Source organism: Psychrobacter sp. APC 3281 (assembly GCF_030407815.1).
In the GTDB taxonomy this organism is placed as follows: Bacteria; Pseudomonadota; Gammaproteobacteria; order Pseudomonadales; family Moraxellaceae; genus Psychrobacter.
Map to the genome: position 1 here is coordinate 409,343 of NZ_JASDCS010000001.1, position 25,068 is coordinate 434,410.

Below are 25,068 nucleotides of genomic sequence, written 5' to 3' on the forward strand. Positions count from 1 at the left end.
AATTTTATAAAACGGCTAACCGTCCTACTTAATAGAGTGCTTTTAGGCAGTTAGCGGACACTTTGACTACCCAAAGCGTCACTACCTAACCAATCACTCAAAGGATGCTCACCTTTTGGATAAGGATTGACAAAATGCTGATCGATATACGCCTGCCCTTCTACACTGATACAATCTGCTAATGAACGCGACCATTTAGGATTTTTATCTTTATCAATCAATAATGCCCGCACGCCTTCTTTAAAATCAGGATTGGCTGCACAGTGCACTGCGACGTTGGTCTCTAAATACAGTACTTGTTCGATCGATAGGTCAGCGACTTTGTGATACAGCGCATAGGTCAATGCAGATGTTACTGGGCAGCCATGACGATAAGTGGCGACTGCTCGCTGCGTCCAGCTGTCTGCTGCAAAATCTTGGTTTAGCTGTGCGAGTGCTGCATCGCTTTGTAGCAGCGTATCGATATCAGCCAAACCGCCACTATTCATCAGTTGCTGGATAGGTTGCCAATATGTTGCCAGCTTACTATCTGGCAGTTCGGCTACGGGCAGTTCAGCAAGCGCACGACTAACAATACTATGTGCGCTATTGTCATGGCACTTATCTGCACTGCTAGTGTTATCGACTGCCTGCCAGTTGCTCTGTTTGAGACATTGGATAACAGCATCATAGTCATAGCTAGCAACAGCATACTCTGCCAGATTGGCCAATAGCGCGTCACTGCCATTACACATCGCGCCAGTTAGACCTAAAAACAAACCCGTCTTAGCAGGCATACGCTGCAAAAACCAACTACCAGATGCATCGGGAAACAGTCCAATTGTGACTTCAGGCATGGCAAAACGCGTACGCTCAGTGACCAAACGATGACTACATCCTGCCATCAGTCCCATACCGCCGCCCATGATGATACCGTCACCCCAAAGTATTAATGGTTTCGGATAAAAGTGCATTTGACGATAGAGACGGTACTCGTGACTAAAAAATTCAGTAGCATATGGGTTTGGCATTGGTGCACTGGTAGACATGCTGTCATAGAGCTTACGAATATCGCCGCCCGCACAGAACGCTTTATCCCCTGCACCTTTTAATACAAGCGCAACCACTTGATCATCGGCTTGCCATTGCTCTAACTGCGCTGAGAGCAATTGACACATATCAACGCTGAGTGCATTAAGTGATTTTGGGGTGTTAAGTGTCATGACTCCAATCAAGTGCCCGCAATCTGTCGGTTCAGTACTGAACAGTACAGGCGCTTCTTGTGCTGCATTATTGACTGAAATTTGGGAGTTAATATCATTCGTCGCTGCTGTCATAAAAGTGACCTACAAAAATTAAATAATAAAAATGGCTCAAGCGTTTTGATCGCTGCTTATTTGTTTTGCCAATTGGGTTGACGCTTTTCTAAAAAGGCTTGCACCCCTTCGCGCTGATCGTTGGTATCAAACAACTTCACGAACGTTTCACGCTCATGGATAAGATTTTGTGCAGGCGGGGTATTTCTCGCCGCTTGGATAAGCGATTTAGAATAGCTGACAGCAACAGGAGACTGTTTAGCAACTTTTTGCGCTAATGCTTGCGCCACTTTTAACCCTTCTCCTTTGGCAGCAACTTCTTCGACCAGACCAATACGCAACGCTGTTTCTGCATCGACCCGCTCACCGCACAGTATCATGCGCTTAGCCCAACCTTCCCCTACTAACATAGGTAGGTTCTGTGTGCCGCCAGCACATGGCAATAATCCCACGCCCGTCTCTGGCAATGCCATCTGTGCGTGCGCTTCTGCGATACGGATATCACATGCGAGCGCACACTCTAGTCCGCCGCCCATCGCATAGCCATTGATGACAGCGATACTAACACCGCGATAGGCAGACAATGCTTCAAACGCCTCACCAAATGCAATTGCCATACTTATTGCACGGCCTTTATCACCGTCTGAGAAGTTGTTTAAATCCGCACCTGCTGAGAAGAACTTTTCGCCATCACCATGCACGATTAATGCGTAAACATCATCGTTGGCATTGAGGTCGTTGATGAGCTGCTTAAGCGCATGCAAACTGTCCATCGTCCATGTATGTGCCGGTGGGTTATTCAACGTCAATGTTGCGGTATGGCCATCAATTGATAGCTGTAGATTTGTATACTCTGTCATAAAACATCCTTGTTTCAGTAAAACGAGATAAATTAGCGTAGCTGGCTTAACCCTTCATCTTGCAAGACCTGACGTGAAATAATCACTCGCATGATCTCATTGGTGCCTTCCAAGATTTGATGCACACGTAAGTCTCGTACATGGCGCTCAAGTGGATATTCATTTAGATAACCATAGCCACCGTGCAATTGTAGAGCTTCATTGGCAACATCAAAACAAAGATCCGTAGACAGACGTTTTGCCATTGCGCAGTAGGTAGACGCTTGCCCATCATTATTGTCAACTTTATCAGCTGCTAGATACAGCATTTGCCGTGCGGCAATGGTCTGAGTCAACATATCAGCAAGTTTAAACTGTACCGATTGTAAGCTAGCAATCGGACTACCAAATTGACTGCGCTCTTGCACGTAACTGGTTGCGGTCTCTAACGCCGCTTGTGCCGTTCCTACTGCACAAATACCGATATTAATACGACCACCATCTAGTCCTTTCATCGCGATACGAAAACCTTGGCCTTCCTCGCCTATTAAGTTCTCTACTGGGACTTTAACGTCTTTAAAACTAATCGTGCGTGTTGGCTGTGCTTTCCAGCCCATTTTGTGCTCGTTTTTGCCATATTCGATACCAGCACTATTGGCGTCTACGACGAACGCTGACACACCTTTTGGCCCAGCATCACCAGTACGTGCCATCACCACCAATACATCGGTTGAGCCTGCGCCAGAAATAAAGGTTTTTTCGCCATTCAGTACGTAATGTTCGCCTTGCTTATCCGCTTTGGTACGTAATGAAGCTGCGTCCGAGCCTGCATTTGGTTCTGTTAAGCAGTAGCTACCCAACCACTCACCGCTGACCATATTGGGCAGATATTTTTTGCATAGCGTATCGCTGCCATATTCACCAATCATCCATGCGGCCATGTTATGAATACTCATATACGCTGCTACAGCCGTGTCGCCCCATGCAAGCTCTTCGAATACCATCGCTGAGTCCAGTCTTGGCAGGCCCAAGCCATCATACTCTGGATTGGTGTATAGCCCCAAAAATCCAAGCTCACCAGATTTTTTGATCACATCTATTGGGAAATGCGAGTTACGATCCCATTCAGCAGCATTTGGCTTTAGCTCTTTTTGCGCAAACTGACGGGCGGTTTGGCGAAAGGCGACTTGGTCATCGGTCAATGAAAAATCCATAGGGTCATCCTTGTTCTTATAGATCAAATATAGGGCTTAAATCTCAGATAAACGTTAATAAAAGCTCTAATGAAAATGTTGGTCAGAGATTTTATAAGACATTAGCGCGACATGATAGCGGCATAACGATAATAAAAGTGCGTTTAATAGTACCGCAAGTCGCATGATCGTCATACCGAAAACACAAAATGTCATACTGAAAAGACAATGAGCTGACGATTAAATTGAAATCGTTGTATTGACGCCGCGGCTTGCCTCATCATCAAACCATCGCGCAGTGACAGTCTTGGTCTGAGTATAGAACTGTACGGCTTGCTTACCATAAGGACCGAGATCACCAAGTTTGCTGCCACGTGACCCTGAGAATGAGAACATTGGGAGTGGCACAGGGATTGGCAAGTTAATACCGATTTGACCGACTTGAATGTCTTGCTGGAATTTATGTGCAGCTGCCCCTGACTGAGTAAATATCGCCGTACCATTGCCATGTGGATTGGCGTTCAGTAGGGCAATCGCTTCGTCCAAGCTGTTAGCACGCATGATACATAGTACTGGACCAAAGATTTCTTGTTGATAAATTTGCATATCACTTGTGACGTTATCAAAGATAGTTGGGCCAACGAAGTTACCTTTTTCGAACCCTTCAACGGTAATTCCACGACCATCTAGTATCAAGCTTGCGCCCTCTTCCACCCCAGTTCCAATCAAATGCTCGACACGGGCCTTTGCAGCAGGCGAAATCAATGGTCCCAAATCCTTGTCATTTTTGCCAGCTGAGACGACCAAGCTTTCTGCTTTTGCTTTAATCTCATCAATCCACTCACCAGCTGCGCCTACTAGTACGACGACTGACAGCGCCATACAGCGTTGACCAGCTGCACCAAATGCTGCGCCTGCTAATTGATTGAGCGTCTGTTCTTTATTAGCATCTGGCAGGATAACGCCATGGTTTTTGGCACCCATCATGCACTGGGCACGCTTACCTGATTGACTGGCACGCTCATAGACGTGTTTGCCTACATGAGTAGAACCGACGAAAGAAACCGCTTTGATATCTGGATGGTCACAGATAGCATCGACGGTTGCTTTACCACCATGCACCACGTTCAGCACGCCTTCTGGTACGCCCGCTTCAATCGCTAGCTCTACCAAACGCATAGTCACCATTGGATCTTGTTCAGACGGTTTTAGGATGAATGTGTTGCCCGTGGCAATTGCCATTGGGAACATCCATAGCGGAATCATCGCTGGGAAGTTAAATGGTGTGATACCAGCGCAAACGCCGAGTGGCTGCCAAATACTATAAGTATCGACACCTGACGCAACGTTTTCTACGAAGTCGCCGATTTGCAGGTTAGCAATACCAGCGGCATGCTCTACTACTTCTAAACCGCGGAACACATCACCGCGTGCATCAGCAATCGTCTTTCCTTGCTCTGCGGTCAAGATTTCTGCCAGCTCATCCATATGATCACGAATCAAAGATTGATACTTTAAAAAGATACGCGCACGCGTGGTAATTGGCGTTTTGCGCCATGTCTCAAACGCAGTCTGTGCGGATGCAACCGCTTGGTTAATCTCATCATTGGTAGTTTGTGGCACTTTGGCGATGACTTCTTGCGTCGCAGGATCGGTGATATCGATCCATTCATCGGTGTTTGATTGTACGAACTGACCATTGATGAGCTGTTGAACGTGGTGCATAAGATATCCTTATCTTTTTTGCGAGACTACCGTGTGACGGCACCTATATATTTATTAGAAAAATAAAAGCGATGAGTATTTGTCTGTAAAGCATTATTAAAAACTGAATTTTAAAATGATTTATTTTGTATCGTTATTGACTATAACAATAAATCATTTTTACGGTCAAGCGCTTTATCGAAATTTTATCTAAGTTTGTTTTGATGGCACGTGTTTTTATAAAAATTGTTTAAATAACAAAAACAAAAAAAGCCCATGATGACTCATGAGCTTTTTGAAGTTAACCTGACTTTGATACGCAATGAACAACATCACTATTTTTGTATGAGGCTAATTTATACCAATCAATAATCCTTCATCGCTTGCTTGATCGCATCGATTGCTGTTGGATTGTCAAGCGTTGACATGTCTCCTGTTGGCTGGTCTTCCGCTAACGCACGAATTGAGCGACGTAGGATTTTACCCGAGCGAGTCTTTGGTAATGCCTGCGGGAAATAAATAGCAGCGGGTCGAGCAATACCGCCCAAAGATTTGACGACAGCACCTATCACTTGTTGCTCGATACGGAAACGGTTTTCGGTAGTTTCAATTTGCGTCTGATCTTTTAGGACACAGAATGCAATAGGTAGCTCACCTTTTAGCTCGTCTTGGATGCCTACCACAGCGCATTCTGCCATCTCTGGATGCGTACTGATTGCCTCTTCAATCTCTTGCGTGCCTATACGATGTCCTGCAACGTTTATCACGTCATCGGTACGTCCTAAGATGTAGAAATATCCTTCTTCATCTGTCACTGCATAGTCCGAGGTTGAGTACTGCTGACCATCAAACAAACCAAAGTAGCTGCTAATAAAACGCTCGTCGTTACGCCATACCGTGGTGAGACAACCAGGCGGTAATGGTGCTTTAATTGCAAGCAATCCTTTTTCGCCAGCCTGACAAGGATCGCCCGTTTCCTCGTTGATGACATGTGCCTCATAGCCATACATCGGGTAACCAGGTGACCCCTGCTTGTGCGGCTTATGATTGAATTTTGGCGTATGGCTCAAGATTGGCCAACCAGATTCTGTTTGCCAATAGTGATCTAAAATTGGCACGCCTAGGTGCTGAGTCAACCAACTAGCTGTCGATTCATCAAGCGGTTCACCTGCCAAAAAGAACGACTTCACACTGGAAACGTCGTAGCGCGTCATCCAGCTTTCATCTTGTTTTTTGAGCATACGCACGCCTGTGGGTGCGGTGAATAAAATATTAACTTTGTTAGCTTCAACGATACGCCACCAGATACCAGGGTTTGGCATATGCGGCAAGCCCTCATACATAATACTAGTCATACCCGCCAGTAACGGCGCATAGATCGTATAAGAGTGTCCTACAGCCCAACCAATATCAGATATCGCCCAGAACGTCTCGCCAGCCTTACCATCATAGACATAGTCTATCGACGTCGTCAGCGCGACGGCATGACCACCCGTATCACGCTGCACCCCTTTTGGTGTACCGGTCGTACCAGAAGTATAAAGCAAATAGGACGGGGTATTTGACTCAAGCCAAACTGGCTCTACGACTGCATTGGCCTCACAGCTATGACGACGCTCGGCCGCATAATCAACATCGATCGCTTTGGTTTCAAATGGCAATATACCGCGATTAATCACTAGCACATGCTCTGGTTTGACAGTCGCTTGCTCGACGCCTTGATTGACTAGGTTTTTATAATTGACGACCTTACCGCCACGTAGCCCTGCATCTACGGTAATGACCATTTTGGCCTCGGCATCATCCATACGGATAGCCAAGTTATAAGCAGCAAATCCACCAAACACGACTGAATGGACAGCACCAATACGCGCACAAGCCAGCATGGCATAAGCCGCTTCTAATATCATTGGCATATAGATAATGACACGGTCACCCTTGCCAATACCGTGACGCTGTAGCACATCGGCAAAGTAATTAACTTCTTTATACAAGTCATTATAAGTCAGGCGGCGCTTAGTATAGTCTGTATAAAACTCGACGTTATTGCCCAAATCTTTAAACGAATCAACGACCGCTGGAAAGGTTTCTATCAATTCTTGATTAATCTCTGATGACACCCACACAAAAGCATCTTGCTCTGCACGGTCTGCTAGATGACGATCGACACAGTTATAACAAAGATTGGTCTCACCGCCGACAAACCATCTGGCAAATGGCAGATTACTGTCATCTAGAATTTGATTAGGCTCTTTATGCCAATAGATACGCTTCGCCTGCTCAGCCCAAAACTGCTCTCGATCCGTAATAGACTCATGATAAATATCAGCGAATTTTGGCGTGTCTGTCGTTTGGGTAGAAACTGGGGGTTGGAAATGGTCGCTCATAGTAGCTGTCCTTAGCATAAACGAGAAATGAGGCAATAGTATTTTATAGTTAAGGCACTCAATAAGTTATAACGGTATTCACCTCGCACGGCGCACTGTCTGCGTGCAACTGTTTGCGTGCAACTGACTGATACCAACTCTAAAATGCTTCAACTATAAAAAACCATGTCTTAGTAAATACTGGTCATCCTTGCCAGAATTAAAAAACCGATATGATATGTATCGGTTTAAAATGTAGCAGAGCCTATCGGAAAGGTCAACTATTAAGCGTGTAATACGCACTACATTTTGACGAATACAAATATTTGAAAATCTAACTAATACTAATTATATCTCAGTTTGATTGGCATACATCTCACGCATGACTTTTTTGTCATGTTTACCAACGGAAGTTTTTGGTAGCTCATCAACGAACTTAAACTGGCTTGGCACGCCATACTTAGGAATGATACCGCGCTCTACCGCTTTTTCTGCAATCGCTTTGATATCATCAGCACTGGTATCCTTAGCATCGGGCTTTAGCACCACCAAAGCTAATGGACGCTCGCCCCATTGCTTATCACGCACCCCAATCACAGACACATCAGCCACTGACGGATGCAATGATAAAATGGTCTCAATCTCTAGTGATGAAATCCATTCACCACCTGATTTAATCACATCCTTTAAGCGATCGGTGATTTTGATATAACCATCAGGACGTATGTACGCAATATCTTGGGTATGCATATAGCCATTTTCCCACAGCTCTTTGCCAGCGTCGTCGTTTTTAAGATAGCTTTGGGTCAACCAAGGCGCACGTAATACCAGCTCACCTGTATTTTCTGGCCCAGTTCCCACTGACTTGTTGCCTTCGCCCCATACCTGAGCATCAACCATGAGTACAGGTTTACCTGTCATACAACGACGGGCAATATCCTCTTCTTCAGTCATTTCAGGCTCATCGAGACTAAAACCCGTTAAGCTAATAAGCGGGGCGGTCTCTGACATCCCATAGCCTGTGTAAACTTCAATACCTTGAGCCATCGCCGTTTTTGCTAGACCTTCGGTCAATCTTGAACCACCAATAATCATTTTTAGACCATTAAAGCTGGCATCGCGATCTTGTGCTTCTTTGAGTACCATTTGCAAAATCGTTGGTACACAATGGGTGATACTGACCTTTTCATTGACAATTAAGTCCATCAACGTATCAGGTGCATAGCGACCTGGATAGACTTGCTTTAGACCAACCATCGTTGCTGTAAACGGAAAACCCCATGCATGTACATGGAACATTGGCGTCATAGGCATATAAACATCACCATAGCTCACGCCTTGCTTATCAGGCAGCATACCCAAAGTTGCCGCTTCTGCTAGTGTATGTAGGACTAGCTGACGATGACTAAAGAAGACCCCTTTTGGATCACCTGTCGTGCCTGAGGTATAAAAAGTCGTTGCGATGGTGTTTTCATCAAAATCTGGGAAATCAAATTCGCTATTGGCAGCTTCTAATAGCGCTTCATACTCGCCTGTGACACGGCTTTGATTGCTACCAAAGATACCTTCAGCAGTGACACCGTTGTCATCAAGCCAGATAATATGCTCAATGCTTGAGTTCTCAAACTGATAGTCTTTAACCAATGGCGCAAACTCAGAATTGAGCATGAGTACTTTGGGCTTGGCATGGTTGATGGTGTAGAGGATTTTTTCAGGTGATAAACGGATATTGACGGTCTGTAAAACGTACTCTGACATTGGCACGGCAAAATAAGACTCAAGATAGCGATGACTGTCCCAATCCATCACGGCAACCACATCACCTGCATCTAGCTTTAAGTCTGCCAATACATTGGCCAAGCGATTGATACGCTCAAACAATTCTTTATAAGTCAGGCGCTTTTTGTCCGCATACACAATCTCTTGATCTTGCGATACCGTTTTTGCACGGCTTAATAATTGCTTGACCAGTAATGGATAATCGTAGGCAGATGGTGCACTGTGGTAAATATTTGACATAGATTTGACTTCCTTGTTTGTCGTACTTATAAGGGATAAATAACAATCAAGTTAATAGCAGCATAAAATCTACTGCGCTAACCATTTTAATTTTTATAATGTAATAGGGTCTGTTAAACATTCAAATGTGGTGCTGGCAGTCACTATTTTTTTAGACAATATGCAGTGCAATTTTTGACGCCTAGTCATCCTAGGTTAGACAATTTCTCCACATATTGGCAAAAAATAGTACTGCCCTGAAAGGCTGATGCTAAAATCACCCCAAACGTTGTTGCAAACCTAGCTAAGGTCTCGACATTATCGTCGGCTTGCGCCTCTTTTGGTGCACCTTTATCAATCAGCAGCCCTAATATTTGAATGTTCAAAAGACCCTAACATCGTTATTGATAGTAAGAAAAAAGCGGCGCTGTGTAAAGCGGTCTTACATTAAGTATCACAAGATGGCCGACCAGACCTATGCTACATAAGACAGCCAATCACTTTGCCCGTACTGTGGTTTTAATCATTCCAAAACTGGCTATTAATAACGCCAGTACCTGCACAAATAATAACAACCATACGGTAAGAGACCACTGCCCTCGCGCATAAGCTATGCCACCCAGCCATGCTCCTAGCGTACCGCCTGTATAGTAGCCCATATAATATAGACCCGATGCTAATGAGCGGCCTTTTTTCACATTGACCGCGATATAGCTGATGGTCGCTGACTGTGTGATAAATACACCTGAAGACATAATAGCCAGTCCTATAATCACCCCCCATAATGGCGTGACCAGAGTCAATAACACCCCAACCATAGATACGACGATAGCCACCCGTACTGTACGCGCCGATCCAAATCGGCGTAGCAATGTCGTAGATAATGGCGTGATAATAACACCAAGCAAATATACTGCAAAAATATTGGCGAGCGCACCAGTACCAAGCTCATAAGGCTTATCTGCCAAATGTAAATTGATAAAAGTGAAGCAGCCTACAAGGGAGAACAGCACACAAGCGCCAAGCAGACAAGCTGTCACCACATAGCGATTGGTGACATGCTCACCTAGCGTCTGTATCGCTGAACGAAAATTAGGATTGGCCACAAAGTGACGAGACGATGGTAGCATCTTGCCGACCCATATCGCGCCTAGCAGGGTCATTGCCGTCATCACATAGTAACCATGACGCCAGCCTATCAGCTCATGCAAATGCCCCAGCAAGAACCGACCCATAAAGCCACCAAGCACGCATCCTGACACATAAAAGGACATCAGCTCAGTCATTGCCCGTCCCTCAAACTCCTCACCGATATAGGCAATTGTCACCACCGTAATGCCCGGTACAGACAGTCCTTGCATAAAACGCCAAATGCCGACCCATTCAATGCTCGAGCTCTGGGCGATGAGCGCTGTTGGTATCGCTAAAAACAATAAAGCGCCAACGATAAACGACTTGCGCCCGACTGCATCTGAGAGCATGCCCAAAAATGGTGACATAATGGCAATGGCTAATACAGTGGCACCAACGATCATGCCAGCCTGTACTTCGGTCGCTGAAAAGTCCACCATCATGACCGGTAGCACCGCTTGGATAGAGTACACTTGCAAAAAAGCAAACATACCTATTAGGCCAATTGTGAGCTTCAATATCCACGACGTTGAATGATTGGAAGGAGCTGGTGGCACAGCTGTTATATCTCGGATCTGATCTTTAGAATTATTCACAGGGGATCTGACTATATTGGTTATACCATGACTGCAAATAATAACCGTCACTGGCGTGGATGATAGAGAGGAATAACGGTGATTTTGCTTATGCTAAATTTATAAGCAAAATCACCGTTATTAAACGATAAATGCTCATCATAATGACAAGCAAATTATGGTAGCACATTCACTAATATACTCAGGTTTAAAAGTGTTATTTCCTCTTGATAGATTTTTTATTTGAGCTAGAGATTATCGTAGAAAAACTTGACTAGGAATCACATTTCGACTTGAGACGGTGAAGACAGTTTTCGACTCACGAGGTCAAGATCAATGTTACGTTTATTGCATATACAGGATAGTATGGTTAGATGCTATTGACTCACTTGTTAAGTACTTAACTTCTTTAACGATTGATAACAATGACAGTTCACAATCATTACCTGCGTCTATCTTTTCTAACGTAGAGACGTGCACGACTACACAACCTTTGAGAATACGATTTACGATGACAAAAAATATGGTGCTTTTAAAACTTATTATTGCGGTGAGTACATTGGTTTTCTCTACGATGGCTGTAGCAGAAATAACTGTGTCCGAAACTAGCGTTAAAAGTCTCAGTCCAGTTGGATCAACGCTCGAAGCTACAAACTCACTAGCGGCAGTAGACTGTATAAAGGATGACGTTATCACTGCTACTGAGCTCACTAAAACACGCGATAACGGTCCGTTTTCTATCAGTACCAAGCACGTGAGTCGCCAATCTGCCAATGGCTTTGGTGGCGGTACCATACACTATCCAACGGATGCTGCTAGCTGTGGTCTGCTAGGTGGTATCGCGGTGGTGCCAGGTTACGTGTCGTATGAGTCTTCTATCAAATGGTGGGGACCGCGTTTGGCCTCTTGGGGATTTGTCGTTATTACTATCAATACTAGCTCCATTTACGATAACCCAGATAGCCGTGCTGAGCAATTGAGCGCGGCTCTCGATCATCTCATCGCGGATGAAACAGTGAGTCATATAATCGATCCAAATCGTTTGGGCGCGATTGGTTGGTCAATGGGCGGCGGCGGTGCGCTACGATTGGCAACTGAGCGCAGTACGGTGCAAGCCATCATTGCACAAACGCCTTATCACGATACGAGCTATGGCGCGATGGATACGCCTGCTCTATTCATCGCTTGTGAAAACGACCGTATCGCCCCGAATAAAAAATATACCAATACTTTTTATCAAAAAGCTGACGGTCCAAAAATGAAGGTCGAGATTAACAACGGCAGTCATTTCTGTGCCAGCCATCGTTTTAACGAGAAACTATTAAGCAAGCCTGCTATCGCATGGATGCAACGTTATATTAACGGTGATACCCGTTTCGATAAATTCTTATGTGGCAATGAAAGCTACAAAGATGATCCTCGTATATCAGCCTATGATTACAAAGACTGTTTATAAGCTATCTTTTAACCCACTTAATAAAAGGAAGGAAAGACAGCTTTCACTGCTGATGATGACATTTGAATAACAACTCTTTTTTATTTTTACACATTTACATTGCTTCTATCTTTTTTCTTACAGACTTTACTCCCATAAAAATTAATAATCATATAGTCAATCCTCTATAAATTGGATACGATGTCAGGCCCGATTAGTCTACAACTGGTAGTACTTTCACTCGCCTTCCTTGTATCCAAATTATATTGAACCGACTGTAGGCTGCTACAAACAAGTAAGATGATTGAATAAATGAAAGATTAAGGAGCAATATTGATGACTGATGAGATGTATGATTTGGGTGCAGGGTTTTGGAGTATTCGAGGCTCATTTATTAAAAATGGCATACTTGATATCGGTGTCCAATGTACGCTCATAAGACTATCATCAGAGCGATTTATCTTTATAGATAGCTATACATTAACTGGCGATGTGCGTCAGCAAGTCATGGCATTGACCAATGATGGTCAAAATGTCGAAGCTGTCCTCAATGTTCATCCGTTTCATACAGTACACTGTGTTCAAATGGCCAAAGACTTTCCGCAAGCCACATTCTATGGCAGTAGCCGACATCCGAAACAAGTACCTGAAGTTAATTGGGCAGACGACTTGGTCGAAAGCGATGCCGTTGCTGCGCGCTACCCTGAACTCAAATTTTCTATCCCTCAAGGCATCCATTATATCTCACCGGATGAAACGGTTCATGCCAGCTCATTATTGGTCTATCATCCTGCTAGCCAGAGCATTTATGTCGATGATACCTTTGAGATACCCCCTTCCAAGTTAATAAATGCCGTGCAGCCTAATCTGGGCTTACACCCTACTACCAAAAAAGCGCTCAAAGATGAGCCAAATGCAGCTAAACACTATTGTGATTGGGCAGTAGAGCTGGCAAGTGAGTGGCGTGATGGTCGTCATTTTTGCGGCGCACATTCAGGCTTAGTGGTATTTAAGGAAGGTCAATTTGAGACAGCACTTATATCAGCGATTGATTTGGCTTGCACTGAGCTTGAGAAAGTATAAAAGCGTGAACCTTTAGAAAACATATTATTAAAACAGCTCGAAAGATGAAGTTTACAGTGAAAAAGTAGCTTGGTTTTGTTTACATATTTTATTTCATTTACTAGACGAGGAAATTTATAAATGACTGATCACATTCATGATTTAGGCGCAGGATTTTGGAACATACGCGGAACATTCCGTCTCGGTGGCGTGCTAAATATCGGCACTCAATGCTCGTTGGTCAAGCTGCCATCAGGGAAATTTATCTTTTTGGACAGTTACGCTCTAACGGGTGATGTTCGAGATGAGATTATGGCACTCACTAACAATGGTCAAGATGTCGAAGCGGTGCTGAACGTACATCCGTTTCATACAGTCAGCTGTGCTCAAATGGCCAAAGACTTCCCGCAAGCGACGTTTTATGGCAGTAGCCGTCATCATAAAAAAGTACCAAAAATCAATTGGGCAGATGATTTGGTAGAAAGTGACGCAGTCGCTGCACGCTATCCTGAGCTTAAGTTTTCAATGTCAGAGGGCATTTACTATATATCGCCCAATGAGATGATTCATGCAGGTTCTTTATTGGCTTATCATCCTGCCAGTCAAAGCTTGCACGTAGATGATACTTTTATGAGTCCGCCAACCAAGTTATTAGAAGCTGTATTGCCTGAGCTGATACTACATCCTACGACCAAAAAAGCTTTGAAAAACGAGCCAAACGCTGGCACGCAATATTGCGACTGGGCGACCAATTTGGCTCATGAATGGCGTGACGTTCGCAATTTCTGTGCTGCACATTCTTATCTTGTTCAGTTCAAAGAAGGTGGGTTTGAGAAAGCATTGTTAAAAGCAATTAAGAAAGCTCGTCCAAAACTAGAAAATGCCTAATTTCTCACACCTTAGACATATATTTTTGATAAATATAAAAACGGGTCGCTATTACTGTATTTACTAGTGTAGCGACCCATTTTTGTGAGCTGGTTATAATCGTATCGAAGCTATTACCGAAACTTATTATCGAAACAGCAAAGTAGCTAACTCATCTTCATTGTTCAGAATATCTGCTAATGTATAACGCTCAAGCACATTGATAAATGCGGTGAGTGCTTCAAAAAACACGCTTTTTAGCTGGCAGGCTGGACTAATCACACAGCCTAGTGATTTATTGTGTTTTTCTTCAATGAATGTCACTGGTAAATCCGTCTGATGATCGCCCTGCTCACTATCATTATGAGACACTGGTACGGCAAAGCACTCAACCAAATTAAAATCAGGCTCTATCTGTTTGATCAATACGCCCAAATTTATATCTTTAGGTGCACGTGCCAATCGTATGCCACCGTTTTTGCCGCGCACACTTTCTATATAACCCAGCTGACCCAGCTGATGAATAATCTTGGTCAAATGACTTTTAGAAATGCCATAGCTGTCAGCAATATCGCTAATATTAGCCAATAGTGATGGATCTGGTCTCACAGCCAAATAAATCAATGAGCGTAGCGCGTAGTCACTATAATTGGTCAGTCGCATTCATTTGCGCTCCTATTTTTATAAATTTTATATATTAAGCTAGGGCGTGTCATCAATTAGATTATGAGCATTAAAATAAGATAAATTGATGCTAAATAAGGAAAAGTTTGCAGTGAATATGAACATATTGACAAGAACTTTGACACAGTTTAGCGAAAATTTAGCCATTTTAAGGCCATAAATTGCATCAATGTGCTAATTGATGACACGCCCTAGACAAAGTAAGTCGCATTTTTGGTAATAACGTTTAGACATAGCATTTGTAAACAGTATCGTTAGCCCGCTTTAACCAAATAAACCATCAAGCCGAGGACGTACCAGCATGGGCAGATAACTGATGCAAAATAGCACAAAACAAGCAATCCAAGCACTTTGCGCCATCATAATCCACATTAGGTAATGATTCATATCTACTAGCGGTAATAGTACGCGGCTAATAAATACTAAGACCATCAAACCGTACATAACGCTTACCGTTTTTGGCGGTTGATGAATACTGCGACCCGTGTGTCCCAGAGATACTCTAGTCATCATTGCTAACGTCATCATACCAACACCAGAAATCGCCAGTCCATGCATAGCGATGCTGTGCGGATAACCGAGCCAAGGCTGTAATGCGTATAATAAAAAACTCAAACACAAGCCTAAAAATGCAATATACAACGACCAAAGTAATGGCTTTTGCCAAATACCTTGATGATACCATCCTATCAGACGAACGATATTAATCACTGCTACACCGAGCGCGGTCACCGTCAGCAAATATTTATTTGGATAAAATACATCACTAATAAAAAAGGCCAAGAAAAACACTAAGCTTGCTATATCTTGTACCTTACTATTACGTAACTTAATGGGTTCTGACGTTTCCACACCTATACTCATACTAAGACCACGTTCGATAAAAAATGGCACTACGCGGCGGCCAATAGTCAGCACCAAACCGATGATCAAGTAGAACCCAAGATAAATACCTATCTTAGTTGTATTCATATCAGCATTAATAATGCCCCAATAGCAGAGTCCGTTGCCAAAGGTCAGCAGTGCCAGTTTTGCCAAGATACCCATTTGCTTGTACTGCTTAACTTGCCATACTGCTCGACATATCACATATGCCATCGAGGCGACAAATACTACATCAAAAATGGCTGCTATATATAGCCACGAGATACTATCACCTATGAGCGTTATGCCAAGCCCAAAACCCAACCAGCTCAGACGAGCCAGCAACCAACAGACAAAGATACCTAGCAATTTATAACCATGCGGCATCATCACCCCTGTCCATGTCTGGACCGCGGTTAGCAAAAACCCGGCTGCCACTGCCAAGGCATAACCATACACCATTTCATGGCCATGCCAGTATAACGGGTTCAAAACCTGTGCATCGATATCCGTGTGACCAGTAAACATAAACACCCATAGCAGCATCGTTACTACGGAAAATAGCGCAGCAGCACTAAAAAATATGCGAAAGCTCAAATTAAGGATAGGATGCGGAGATCTTGGTGGTTTGCTAGGTAACTTGATAGAGTGCATAGCCATCTTCTTAAAGAATATAGATGGCTTTAATTATAACATTCATTTTAAATGAACTTTATAAATCTTTAGTCTGATTATTGAAATATTCTATCCATTAAAGTGCAGCGCCTACGGAAATCTCTAGAAGCAAAATCTCAAGTATAGTTGAATTCAAATAATTTCGATACAAGGAAACCGAGCGCAAGTTATACATTAGTATGCTTAGCGAGGATGACGATGTAGCGGATTTATATGGATTTGACTATATAAAAATAGAGAAAGCAATCTGGCTGTTCTTTAGCTATTATTTAGCCATGACTTAGTTAATTTCACTTATAACTGTAATGCCGCAACAACTAACGATACGACGACTATCGCCGTTACATATTGTCTAATTTTAAAATATACATCGCTAATAATCTGCGCGCGATGCAGACTATAATCAATAACCAATAGACTTATAAAACCGACAACCAGTAGCCAAATAAAGCTACTGGCTGATAAGATTAAAAACCCAAGCCAAAGGCCAAGCGCAATGACATTGCTATACAGTGGAAGCCTAACTGCCCACTTATTGTCATCAGCTAAATCTAAATGATTGCCCCAATGTGCGCCTGCCATAAATGATGCAATCACTAGCCCATAAGCACTTAATACATCGATTACTGAACCAAGCATAGGCACGGTAAAAACGTCTACTATCAATAAAAATGCACAGGCGACAAACGGAATAGCACCTGCAAAAATGAGATAAGGACTGGGCTTTTTCATTGTTTAAACCTATCTTATAATTAGTCTAATAATAGTTGTCACCTGTTAGGTGGGAGTTTTCAACATAAATTAGTCGATCTTTTGAGCGTTGCCTTGCCACTGACGGATAAACTCACCATTTGGATCGTATTGCTGAGTTTGCTTGTCGAGATTAAACTGCCTGCACCCTCTTGGGTCAGCGCCGACGCCTGCCAGATATTGCCAATTACCCCAATTACTGCCTACATCATAATCAACAAGATGTTGCTCAAAGTAAGCTGCCCCGTAACGCCAATCAAGCCCTAGCTCATGAATAAAGCAACTAGCAACCAGTTGTCGTCCGCGATTCGACATATAACCTGTCGCATTCAATTGGTTCATGCATGCGTTGACGATAGGATACGGTGTCGTACCATTCTTCCATTGTGCTAACAGATTTTCGTCCAATTGATTTGAAGGCGCGTGCTGAGCGATGCCCTTAAACCAAAACAACTTTTGCCGATGGGTGACAGCATACCAATAAAAATACTCACGCCACAGCAGCTCGAACCATATCCAGTAGGTAGAGTCATTTGCGATAATATCGCGCTCATAACGGCGCAAACGATTTAATACTGTGTTTACAGACAGCGAGCCGTTTGCAAGCCAAGCGGAGAACTTTGTGGAATGCGACCACTCATCAAGCGCGTTTCGGGTAGTTTTATAAGTGCTGGGCGCATCGGAACAGAAATAAGCATCTAAGTGCTTAAGACCATTTGACTCACCACCTGTAAAGTTAGATGCTTGCTTTAATGTCTTATTAATCTCTGCCTCATTAGATAATTGAGATTCAAAAAAGTACTCGTCCCTACTCTGCATATTTTCAGGTAATGGAGCAAGTGATTCTAGCGTTGGGGAAATGGCTATATCTTTTCCTGCATGCAGCAAATCACAATCGGCTTCTACTTGTTTACGAAATTGAGTAAAGCTTTTGGGTAAGCTCTCTAACGGTAACCCATCAAACAAAGTCGCCGTTGTATGTATATGCCACTGTATCCCTGGATGCTTCGCCTGTAGAAGGTCATATACTTTATTTTGATTATAATCTGCCGTCTGGCTGACGCAGATATCTGTCACTTGTTGCTGCGCTATTAGACCACTCAACTGAGTAAAGACGTCCAATGCTTCATCGTCTTTCTGTAAATACAGCAACCTATTACCCCGTTGCCTCAATGACGCATTTAAATCAGCTAGGCTCTCATGCAAAAACTGCTGACGAGCTTGCCCCATACTGTCGTAATGATAGGCTTCGTAATGGTCTTTATCATCTAATATGTCTGTCAACGATGACGCATAAACCAGTAGTAGCTTTCCATAAGTGGAGATTTCAGATGTTTTTAGCAAAGTGGCATTGTCCGCTACCCGCAAGTCATTATGAAATAGCACCAATGTGACATTTCTGTTCGCTGAGTTGTTCGCTGCTTGATTTAGCATACCCTATCCTTCTGGCTGTTTAGCGCTTATCTATTATTTTTAATCTTTAGTCTTTAATCTTGAAATATCATATACGATGTAAAACATACTTAGCATTCAACTATGATGCAAGCCTAACACTTGTAAGGCAATGCGTTCAGCCCCAGAAACCACTTATAAGCATTGACTCTCATATGTCTGACTGCTTAAATGGCTTACCTCTAGGAGAACACCATGACTCAAAATAATACTACGACTGAAGAAAATAAATCAGATGAAAAGCGTAAACTTATCAATCGATTTTTGATGAGGTTGACAAAAGAGCAGCCTCAAATGTATTACGCAACGACCTCTGAGATATCGCGAAGTATTCATACAATGATAAAAGAACACACCAATCGCCTGTCAGTAGAAGAGCAAGCACTGGTAAGACGGATAACTATGGAAGAAATTGAAGGATTACTTGGCTTTCATGCCAGATAAATTATTGACTAGCTTTCAAATATATCGCTCTCAGTAAAACATTGAATGTCTCACAAAAAAAGACCGCTATCAAAGCGGTCTTTTTTATTAGCTATCAACTAGATTCTAATTTAAGGCAATTAGAACGGATATTCACGTGGCTCATTTTGCATTGAGATCCAATGTGTTCTGGTGAATTCTTCTAGTACCCACTCACCGTTGAAACGGCCAATACCTGAATTTTTCTCACCACCAAAAGCCACGTTACTTTCATCGTTTACTGGAATATCATTTATATGGGTCATACCTGCTCGGATACCACGAGCGAAACGTAAACCTTTTTGCATGTCTGCGGTAAACACCGCACTAGATAAGCCATACATAGAATCATTAGCTATCGACAAAGCATCCTCTTCATTTTTGGCTCGAATAATGCCTATCAATGGTCCAAATATTTCATTATAGGCAATATCCATCTCTCTAGTAACTTCGGTAAAGACATGGGGTGGGACTAATTGACCATTGATTTCACCGCTCAAGAGCATTTTTGCGCCTTCTTTCTGTGCCTCATCAATCTTATCTCTAAGTGACTGAACTTGTTTCTCATTGATGATTGGGCCAATAGCAGTACCTTGATCGTTAGGATCACCTACCTGTAACGTTTTAACATGAGACAAGAAACGCTCTACAAACTCATCGTACACTTCATTTTCAACAATAATTCGGTTAATAGCCATACAAATCTGGCCTTGATGCAAGAACTTACCGAACACGGCTGCTTTTACTGCCTGATCAATATCTGCATCCTTGAGTACAACAAATGGACTGTTTCCACCTAACTCAAGTGCCACTTGTTTGATATGCTCACCACCATTAGCTAGCTCACCGATGTGTTTACCCACTGAAGTTGATCCTGTGAATGACACAAAACTTGACGCTTTGTGTTCAACGATTGCATCGCCTATCTCACTACCTGAGCCGACCACGACGTTTAATAGACCTTTTGGTAGACCCGCTTCTTCAAATACTTTGGCCAATAGCAAGCCACCTGTCACTGGCGTATCACTAGCAGGCTTGAGTACCACGGCATTACCAAGCGCTAGGGCTGGTGCAATAGAACGCTGCGTTAAATGTAGTGGGAAGTTCCATGGGCTAATGACCGCGACTACACCGATAGGCTCGCGGTAGATGAAGTTCTCTTTACCAGGGGTATTCGATGGGCGAATCTCACCATGGACACGATTAGGGAATGTCGCTGCTTCAAGGGTAATCGCGCGCGTCGCACCGAACTCGACCATGGCTTTGATACGGGTACTGCCCGACTCTTTGATTAGCCAATCAACGATTTCTTCTTGGCGCTGATCAAGTATGTTTACGACTTTATACAACACTGCAGCACGCGCTGCTGGTGTTTGCTTGGCCCACGCTTCTTGAGCTTGGGTCGCCGCATCATAGGCTTCGTTCAACTGATCCTTGGTCGCTTGCTGGATCTCTACCAGCGTATCACCGTTATATGGGTTGGTATTGGTGTTGGTACTATCGTCTTTACCGGTTTGCCATTCACCAGCGATGAACTGTAAATGGAAATCACTATATGTACTCGTAGTATTGGTTGACATAATCATCCTTATTTTTAATTTATTATGTTAAGTATTGGTTTTCGATTATTAAAATAAAATTATTAAGTCGGCGATATCTTAATGAGAAAATATCTGGCAAGTAGTAAGTCTAAAATCGTTACCGATCTATAGTCATCACACTATAAAAGTATTACAGCGTTAACCTTGCTTGAGGTATCAAATATACATCTGCACTCGGTTGCCTTGTACTACTCTTAAATTGCATCGACTAGATCAATTAACAGTTATCAATTAAAAAAGCTCTAATGAAAGATGTTCTTTAGCAATAAACACTAACGGTAACGGATAACAACAAAACCTATCTTGCTAGACGACCGGTCTAATGCTACCATAGCTATTAATAAAACAAGACTACTTTGTCAGTGAATATTGTTGATAAAACGTAACATATATAACTATATCCTATTACAATACGCCATCAACGTGACGTTCAAATGAACGTTAACTGTTTTAACTGACTATCTAATACATACGCTAATATAAGCAACTACTAAGGGAGACAATCCTGTTTATGTCTAATACAGACGCAACTACCCCAGATACCAAAGCTCATTTACTTGCTACTGGCTACCAATTAATTGCTAAGAAAGGTTTTACCGCTGTTGGTCTAAAGCAAATTTTAGATACAGCAGGTGTGCCAAAGGGTTCTTTTTACCATTATTTCGCTTCTAAAGAAGCCTTTGGTGAAGCAATTATTAATCATTATTTTAGTTTATATAAGACTCGGTTGGATGTCATCGATGCACAAGATGTCAGTGCACAGCAAAAACTATATGATTATTTTCAAAACTGGTATGACACCCAGCAGAACGGCTGTGACCATGAGAAATGCTTGGTAGTGAAGCTCAGCGCAGAGGTGGCCGATATGTCAGAAACCATGCGTAAGGCACTCGATACTGGCTATCAGCAGACGACCATGTGGCTTGCTAAGCAGATCAAAGCTGGCTGGCTCGATGAGTCTGTCCCTCGTCACGATAACATCTCGGCTGAGAGTATGGCCAAGCGTTGGTATTTTGCATGGCTTGGCGCAAGCTTGATTGCAAAGATTAGCCAAACCAATACGCCTTTAGCAGAAATTTGGCAGATGACCACGACCCAAATGGGACGCTAATCGTCAACTGTTCGGATTTCTAGCGACTGCACTTCTAACGTAACCATTAAGGCACATTGAATATTCATAACGCTCATAGATAGTAGCTGTCAGTACTATGCTTGAGTGTTCAGTATGCTTCATTGCCTTCTCTTTTTTAAACAAATTTCTGAAAGACATCTGCATACGGCTTAGACAGTTATACGAGAGTTTTGTAAATATCACTAGACGACTGGTCTAATTGATGTACAATGCGCACAAATATTAAGAATGAATGTCTATACGAGCATTGCTTATCATTCATTGATTGATATCAGACAATATCTCATGTCAAAACCATTTAATTGAACCGTTTTTATTAAAAACTTTTTATTACTAATTAGGAATCTTATGAATAATTTCCAATATTACAACCCAGTCCGTATCGTTTTTGGTGAAGGTCAAATCGAGCAATTATCAGATCTAGTCCCTACTGATGCGCGTGTCCTCATTACTTATGGTGGTGGTTCAGCACAGCGCACTGGTACATTAGATGAAGTAAAAACAGCATTAGCGGCAAGCGGTAACCGTACTGTATTTGAATTCGGTGGCATTGAAGCCAACCCAGAATTCACTACGTTATTAAAAGCCGCTGATATGGTTAATGAGCACAACATCGACTTCTTATTAGCAGTTGGCGGTGGTTCTGTGATTGACGGCAGCAAATTTGTCGCACTCGTTTCTTCGTTGACTGAAGAAGACGGCACTGTCTCACGTGACCAAGCTTGGGATGCCTTAACTGGTTATTGCAAAAACATCGACTCTGCTGTCGATTTGGGCGCGGTATTGACCATCCCAGCCACAGGTTCTGAGATGAACTCAGGCGGCGTGATCAACTATAGTGAACGTCAAGCAAAACTACCATTTGGTAACCCACTTGCCTTCCCTAAATTCTCAATTCTAGATCCAATCAAAACACTTACCTTGCCTGAGCGTCAGGTTATGAATGGTGTGGCTGATGCATTTGTTCATGTAATGGAACAATATCTGACTTACCCAGTAAACGCGAAAGTACAAGATGCCTTTGCTGAAAGCTTGCTTAAAATCCTTATCGATGAAGGTCTAGTTGTTAAGCAAGATCCAGAAAACCTAGAAACACGTAAGAACATTATGTGGACGGCGACCATGGCATTGAATGGTCTGATCGGTACTGGTGTACCACAAGATTGGACAACTCATATGGTTGGTCATGAGCTAACATCACTACACGCTATCGATCATGCACGTACGCTAACCATCGTATTGCCATCAGTGATGCGTGAGCTAAAAGAAAGCAAAAAAGAAAAATTGCTTCAGTATGCACGTAACGTATGGAACATTACCGATACTGACCTAGACGACGATGCGATCATTGAAACTGCTATTGTCTATACTGAAAACTTCTTCCGCGAGCTTGGCTTGCCAGTTAGCCTAGAAGATGTTGACTTGACGGAGTCAGCGATTGATCCAATCATCAAGCAGCTTGAAGTACATAACATGGTTAAGCTTGGTGAACATGGTACCAACGACTTAGAAGTATCACGTCGTATTTTGCAGCGCGCTGTAACTAGCAAAGCGTCTTAATAGGCGCTTTAGCAAGAACCGTCAGAACAATTATAAGAAAAATCGCGACAGTAACAATAAGTACATATCGTTATGCTATTTATAATAGTAGCTATTCCATGCTGAGTAGCTACTACACTTAATACCACTATAATAATGACAATTAATAAATATAAAGGAGTCCTACAATGAGCTTCGACAAACAACAGAATCAACAAACAAACCGTCAAATCAAATTGGCTAGCCGTCCTAATGGCGTACCTACTGCTGACAATTTTGACATGGCGACTAGCGATATTCCTACGCCAAAAGATAACGAGATGCTACTACGCACTGTATATCTATCACTAGATCCATATATGCGTGGACGTATGAGTGATGCCAAGAGCTATGCAGACCCGTTAGAGGTCGGTGACGTCATCATGGGTGGTACCGTAGCGCAAGTGGTCGAGTCGAATATCGATAACTTTGCGGTAGGCGATTTAGTCGTATCAAACTCAGGCTGGCAGGACTACAGTGTCAGTGATGGCGAAGGCGTCCTGAAACTGGACAAAAACATGGCAAACCCTTCTTATGGTTTAGGTGTGTTAGGTATGCCCGGCTTCACTGGTTACATGGGTCTGACTGATATCGGCAAACCACAGAAAGGCGAAACGTTAGTTGTCGCTGCAGCCACTGGACCTGTCGGTGCTACGGTCGGTCAAGTGGGTAATCAATATGGTCTTCGCACTGTTGGTGTGGCAGGCGGTAAAGAGAAATGCGATTTCGCAGTCAATGAGCTTGGCTTTGATATCTGTATCGATCACAAAGCTGACGACTTCGCTGAGCAATTAAAAGCAGTATGTCCAGATGGTATCGACATCTACTATGAAAACGTTGGCGGTAAAGTATTTGATGCGGTAATGCCGTTACTTAACGACCACGCACGTATTCCAGTATGTGGTCTGGTATCGCAGTACAACGCCACTGATTTACCGGATGGCAAAGATCGCCTAGGTATGTTGATGGGTCTTATCTTAAGTCAACGCCTAACTGTCAGAGGTTTCATTATCTTTGAAGAGTACGGCGACCACTTTCCAGAGTTCTTAGAAACTATGAGCAAATGGGTAGAGTCAGGCGAAGTAAAAACCAAAGAGCACATTACTGACGGTCTAGATAATGCCCCAGATGCATTTGTCAGTATGTTAAACGGTGATAACTTTGGTAAAACCGTAATCAAAGTATCTGACGTTAAATAGTTATTGGTTAAACATTGACTAGTTAAGCAGCTGCTGACAGTTAGCAATCGTTATGAATAACTACTTAACAACATAAATTTCTAATATTACTACTGAAAGTTGCTCACAAAGCAGGAATAATGCTAACAGTCATTATTTGCATCTAGGCTAATTAAGTAAAAACGGCTAATGATGCAACGTAAAACTTATGACTGTTGGCTATATAG

20 protein-coding genes are annotated in these 25,068 nt (G+C 42.9%); 7 read left to right on the forward strand and 13 right to left on the reverse strand.

What is annotated here, in order from left to right:
- Positions 1-50: 50 nt before the first annotated feature.
- From QL886_RS01650 to QL886_RS01685, 8 genes are all read right to left on the reverse strand, one after another.
- Positions 51-1,316, reverse strand: coding sequence for an enoyl-CoA hydratase/isomerase family protein (locus QL886_RS01650; RefSeq protein WP_290177407.1), 1,266 nt, complete (start codon positions 1,314-1,316; stop codon positions 51-53).
- A gap of 56 nt (positions 1,317-1,372) precedes the next feature.
- Entirely contained in the window at positions 1,373-2,155 is a 783-nt protein-coding gene (locus tag QL886_RS01655) for an enoyl-CoA hydratase (protein ID WP_290177408.1), read from the reverse strand.
- 32 nt (positions 2,156-2,187) lie between these two features.
- The gene (locus tag QL886_RS01660; protein WP_290177409.1) at positions 2,188-3,348 is read right to left on the reverse strand and encodes an acyl-CoA dehydrogenase family protein; all 1,161 of its coding nucleotides are present in this window, start codon (positions 3,346-3,348) and stop codon (positions 2,188-2,190) included.
- Between the two features lie 219 nt (positions 3,349-3,567).
- Entirely contained in the window at positions 3,568-5,052 is a 1,485-nt protein-coding gene (locus QL886_RS01665; RefSeq protein WP_238052223.1) for a CoA-acylating methylmalonate-semialdehyde dehydrogenase, read from the reverse strand.
- A gap of 344 nt (positions 5,053-5,396) precedes the next feature.
- The gene (locus tag QL886_RS01670; protein WP_290177410.1) at positions 5,397-7,418 is read right to left on the reverse strand and encodes a propionate--CoA ligase; all 2,022 of its coding nucleotides are present in this window, start codon (positions 7,416-7,418) and stop codon (positions 5,397-5,399) included.
- Positions 7,419-7,745: 327 nt separating this feature from the next.
- Positions 7,746-9,416, reverse strand: a complete 1,671-nt coding sequence (locus tag QL886_RS01675) for a fatty acid--CoA ligase (RefSeq protein WP_290177411.1) — start codon at positions 9,414-9,416, stop codon at positions 7,746-7,748.
- A gap of 185 nt (positions 9,417-9,601) precedes the next feature.
- Positions 9,602-9,781: a hypothetical protein gene (locus QL886_RS01680; RefSeq protein ID WP_290177412.1), complete on the reverse strand. Its 180-nt coding sequence runs from the start codon at positions 9,779-9,781 to the stop codon at positions 9,602-9,604.
- Between the two features lie 111 nt (positions 9,782-9,892).
- Entirely contained in the window at positions 9,893-11,047 is a 1,155-nt protein-coding gene (locus QL886_RS01685) for an MFS transporter (RefSeq protein WP_290177467.1), read from the reverse strand.
- A 577-nt stretch (positions 11,048-11,624) separates the two neighbouring features.
- Here QL886_RS01685 and QL886_RS01690 point away from each other — a divergent pair.
- The 3 genes from QL886_RS01690 to QL886_RS01700 all read left to right on the forward strand — a co-directional run bounded on the left by QL886_RS01690 (position 11,625) and on the right by QL886_RS01700 (position 14,486).
- Positions 11,625-12,557, forward strand: a complete 933-nt coding sequence (locus QL886_RS01690) for a prolyl oligopeptidase family serine peptidase (RefSeq protein WP_290177413.1) — start codon at positions 11,625-11,627, stop codon at positions 12,555-12,557.
- A gap of 315 nt (positions 12,558-12,872) precedes the next feature.
- A complete protein-coding gene (locus QL886_RS01695) occupies positions 12,873-13,619 on the forward strand; it encodes a hypothetical protein (protein WP_290177414.1) in 747 nt (248 codons plus the stop codon).
- Between the two features lie 120 nt (positions 13,620-13,739).
- The gene (locus tag QL886_RS01700; protein WP_290177415.1) at positions 13,740-14,486 is read left to right on the forward strand and encodes a hypothetical protein; all 747 of its coding nucleotides are present in this window, start codon (positions 13,740-13,742) and stop codon (positions 14,484-14,486) included.
- A 126-nt stretch (positions 14,487-14,612) separates the two neighbouring features.
- On the opposite strand, the gene QL886_RS01705 is transcribed toward QL886_RS01700, so the two are convergent.
- From QL886_RS01705 to QL886_RS01720, 4 genes are all read right to left on the reverse strand, one after another.
- The gene (locus QL886_RS01705; protein ID WP_290177416.1) at positions 14,613-15,128 is read right to left on the reverse strand and encodes an Rrf2 family transcriptional regulator; all 516 of its coding nucleotides are present in this window, start codon (positions 15,126-15,128) and stop codon (positions 14,613-14,615) included.
- A 285-nt stretch (positions 15,129-15,413) separates the two neighbouring features.
- Positions 15,414-16,667 carry an NnrS family protein gene (locus QL886_RS01710; protein WP_290177417.1) on the reverse strand — a complete coding sequence of 418 codons (1,254 nt, stop codon included), beginning with the start codon at positions 16,665-16,667 and terminating at the stop codon, positions 15,414-15,416.
- Between the two features lie 315 nt (positions 16,668-16,982).
- A complete protein-coding gene (locus QL886_RS01715; RefSeq protein WP_290177418.1) occupies positions 16,983-17,420 on the reverse strand; it encodes a DUF3429 domain-containing protein in 438 nt (145 codons plus the stop codon).
- Positions 17,421-17,489: 69 nt separating this feature from the next.
- Positions 17,490-18,872, reverse strand: a complete 1,383-nt coding sequence (locus tag QL886_RS01720; RefSeq protein WP_290177419.1) for a DASH family cryptochrome — start codon at positions 18,870-18,872, stop codon at positions 17,490-17,492.
- Positions 18,873-19,085: 213 nt separating this feature from the next.
- Between QL886_RS01720 and QL886_RS01725 the strand changes: the two genes are divergently transcribed.
- Complete coding sequence (locus QL886_RS01725) at positions 19,086-19,334, forward strand: hypothetical protein (protein WP_290177420.1); 249 nt, start codon at positions 19,086-19,088, stop codon at positions 19,332-19,334.
- A 119-nt stretch (positions 19,335-19,453) separates the two neighbouring features.
- Here QL886_RS01725 and QL886_RS01730 read toward each other — a convergent pair whose 3' ends face one another.
- Complete coding sequence (locus QL886_RS01730; protein ID WP_290177421.1) at positions 19,454-20,932, reverse strand: aldehyde dehydrogenase family protein; 1,479 nt, start codon at positions 20,930-20,932, stop codon at positions 19,454-19,456.
- A 532-nt stretch (positions 20,933-21,464) separates the two neighbouring features.
- Here QL886_RS01730 and QL886_RS01735 point away from each other — a divergent pair.
- The 3 genes from QL886_RS01735 (at position 21,465) to QL886_RS01745 (ending at position 24,862) form a co-directional block, all read left to right on the forward strand.
- On the forward strand, positions 21,465-22,064 hold the full coding sequence (locus QL886_RS01735; RefSeq protein WP_057760518.1) for a TetR/AcrR family transcriptional regulator: 600 nt from the start codon (positions 21,465-21,467) through the stop codon (positions 22,062-22,064).
- Between the two features lie 369 nt (positions 22,065-22,433).
- Positions 22,434-23,645 (forward strand): iron-containing alcohol dehydrogenase, encoded by a 1,212-nt coding sequence (locus tag QL886_RS01740; protein ID WP_101205076.1) that lies wholly within the window; start codon positions 22,434-22,436, stop codon positions 23,643-23,645.
- Positions 23,646-23,812: 167 nt separating this feature from the next.
- Entirely contained in the window at positions 23,813-24,862 is a 1,050-nt protein-coding gene (locus QL886_RS01745) for an NADP-dependent oxidoreductase (protein ID WP_290177422.1), read from the forward strand.
- Positions 24,863-25,068 lie beyond the last annotated feature (206 nt).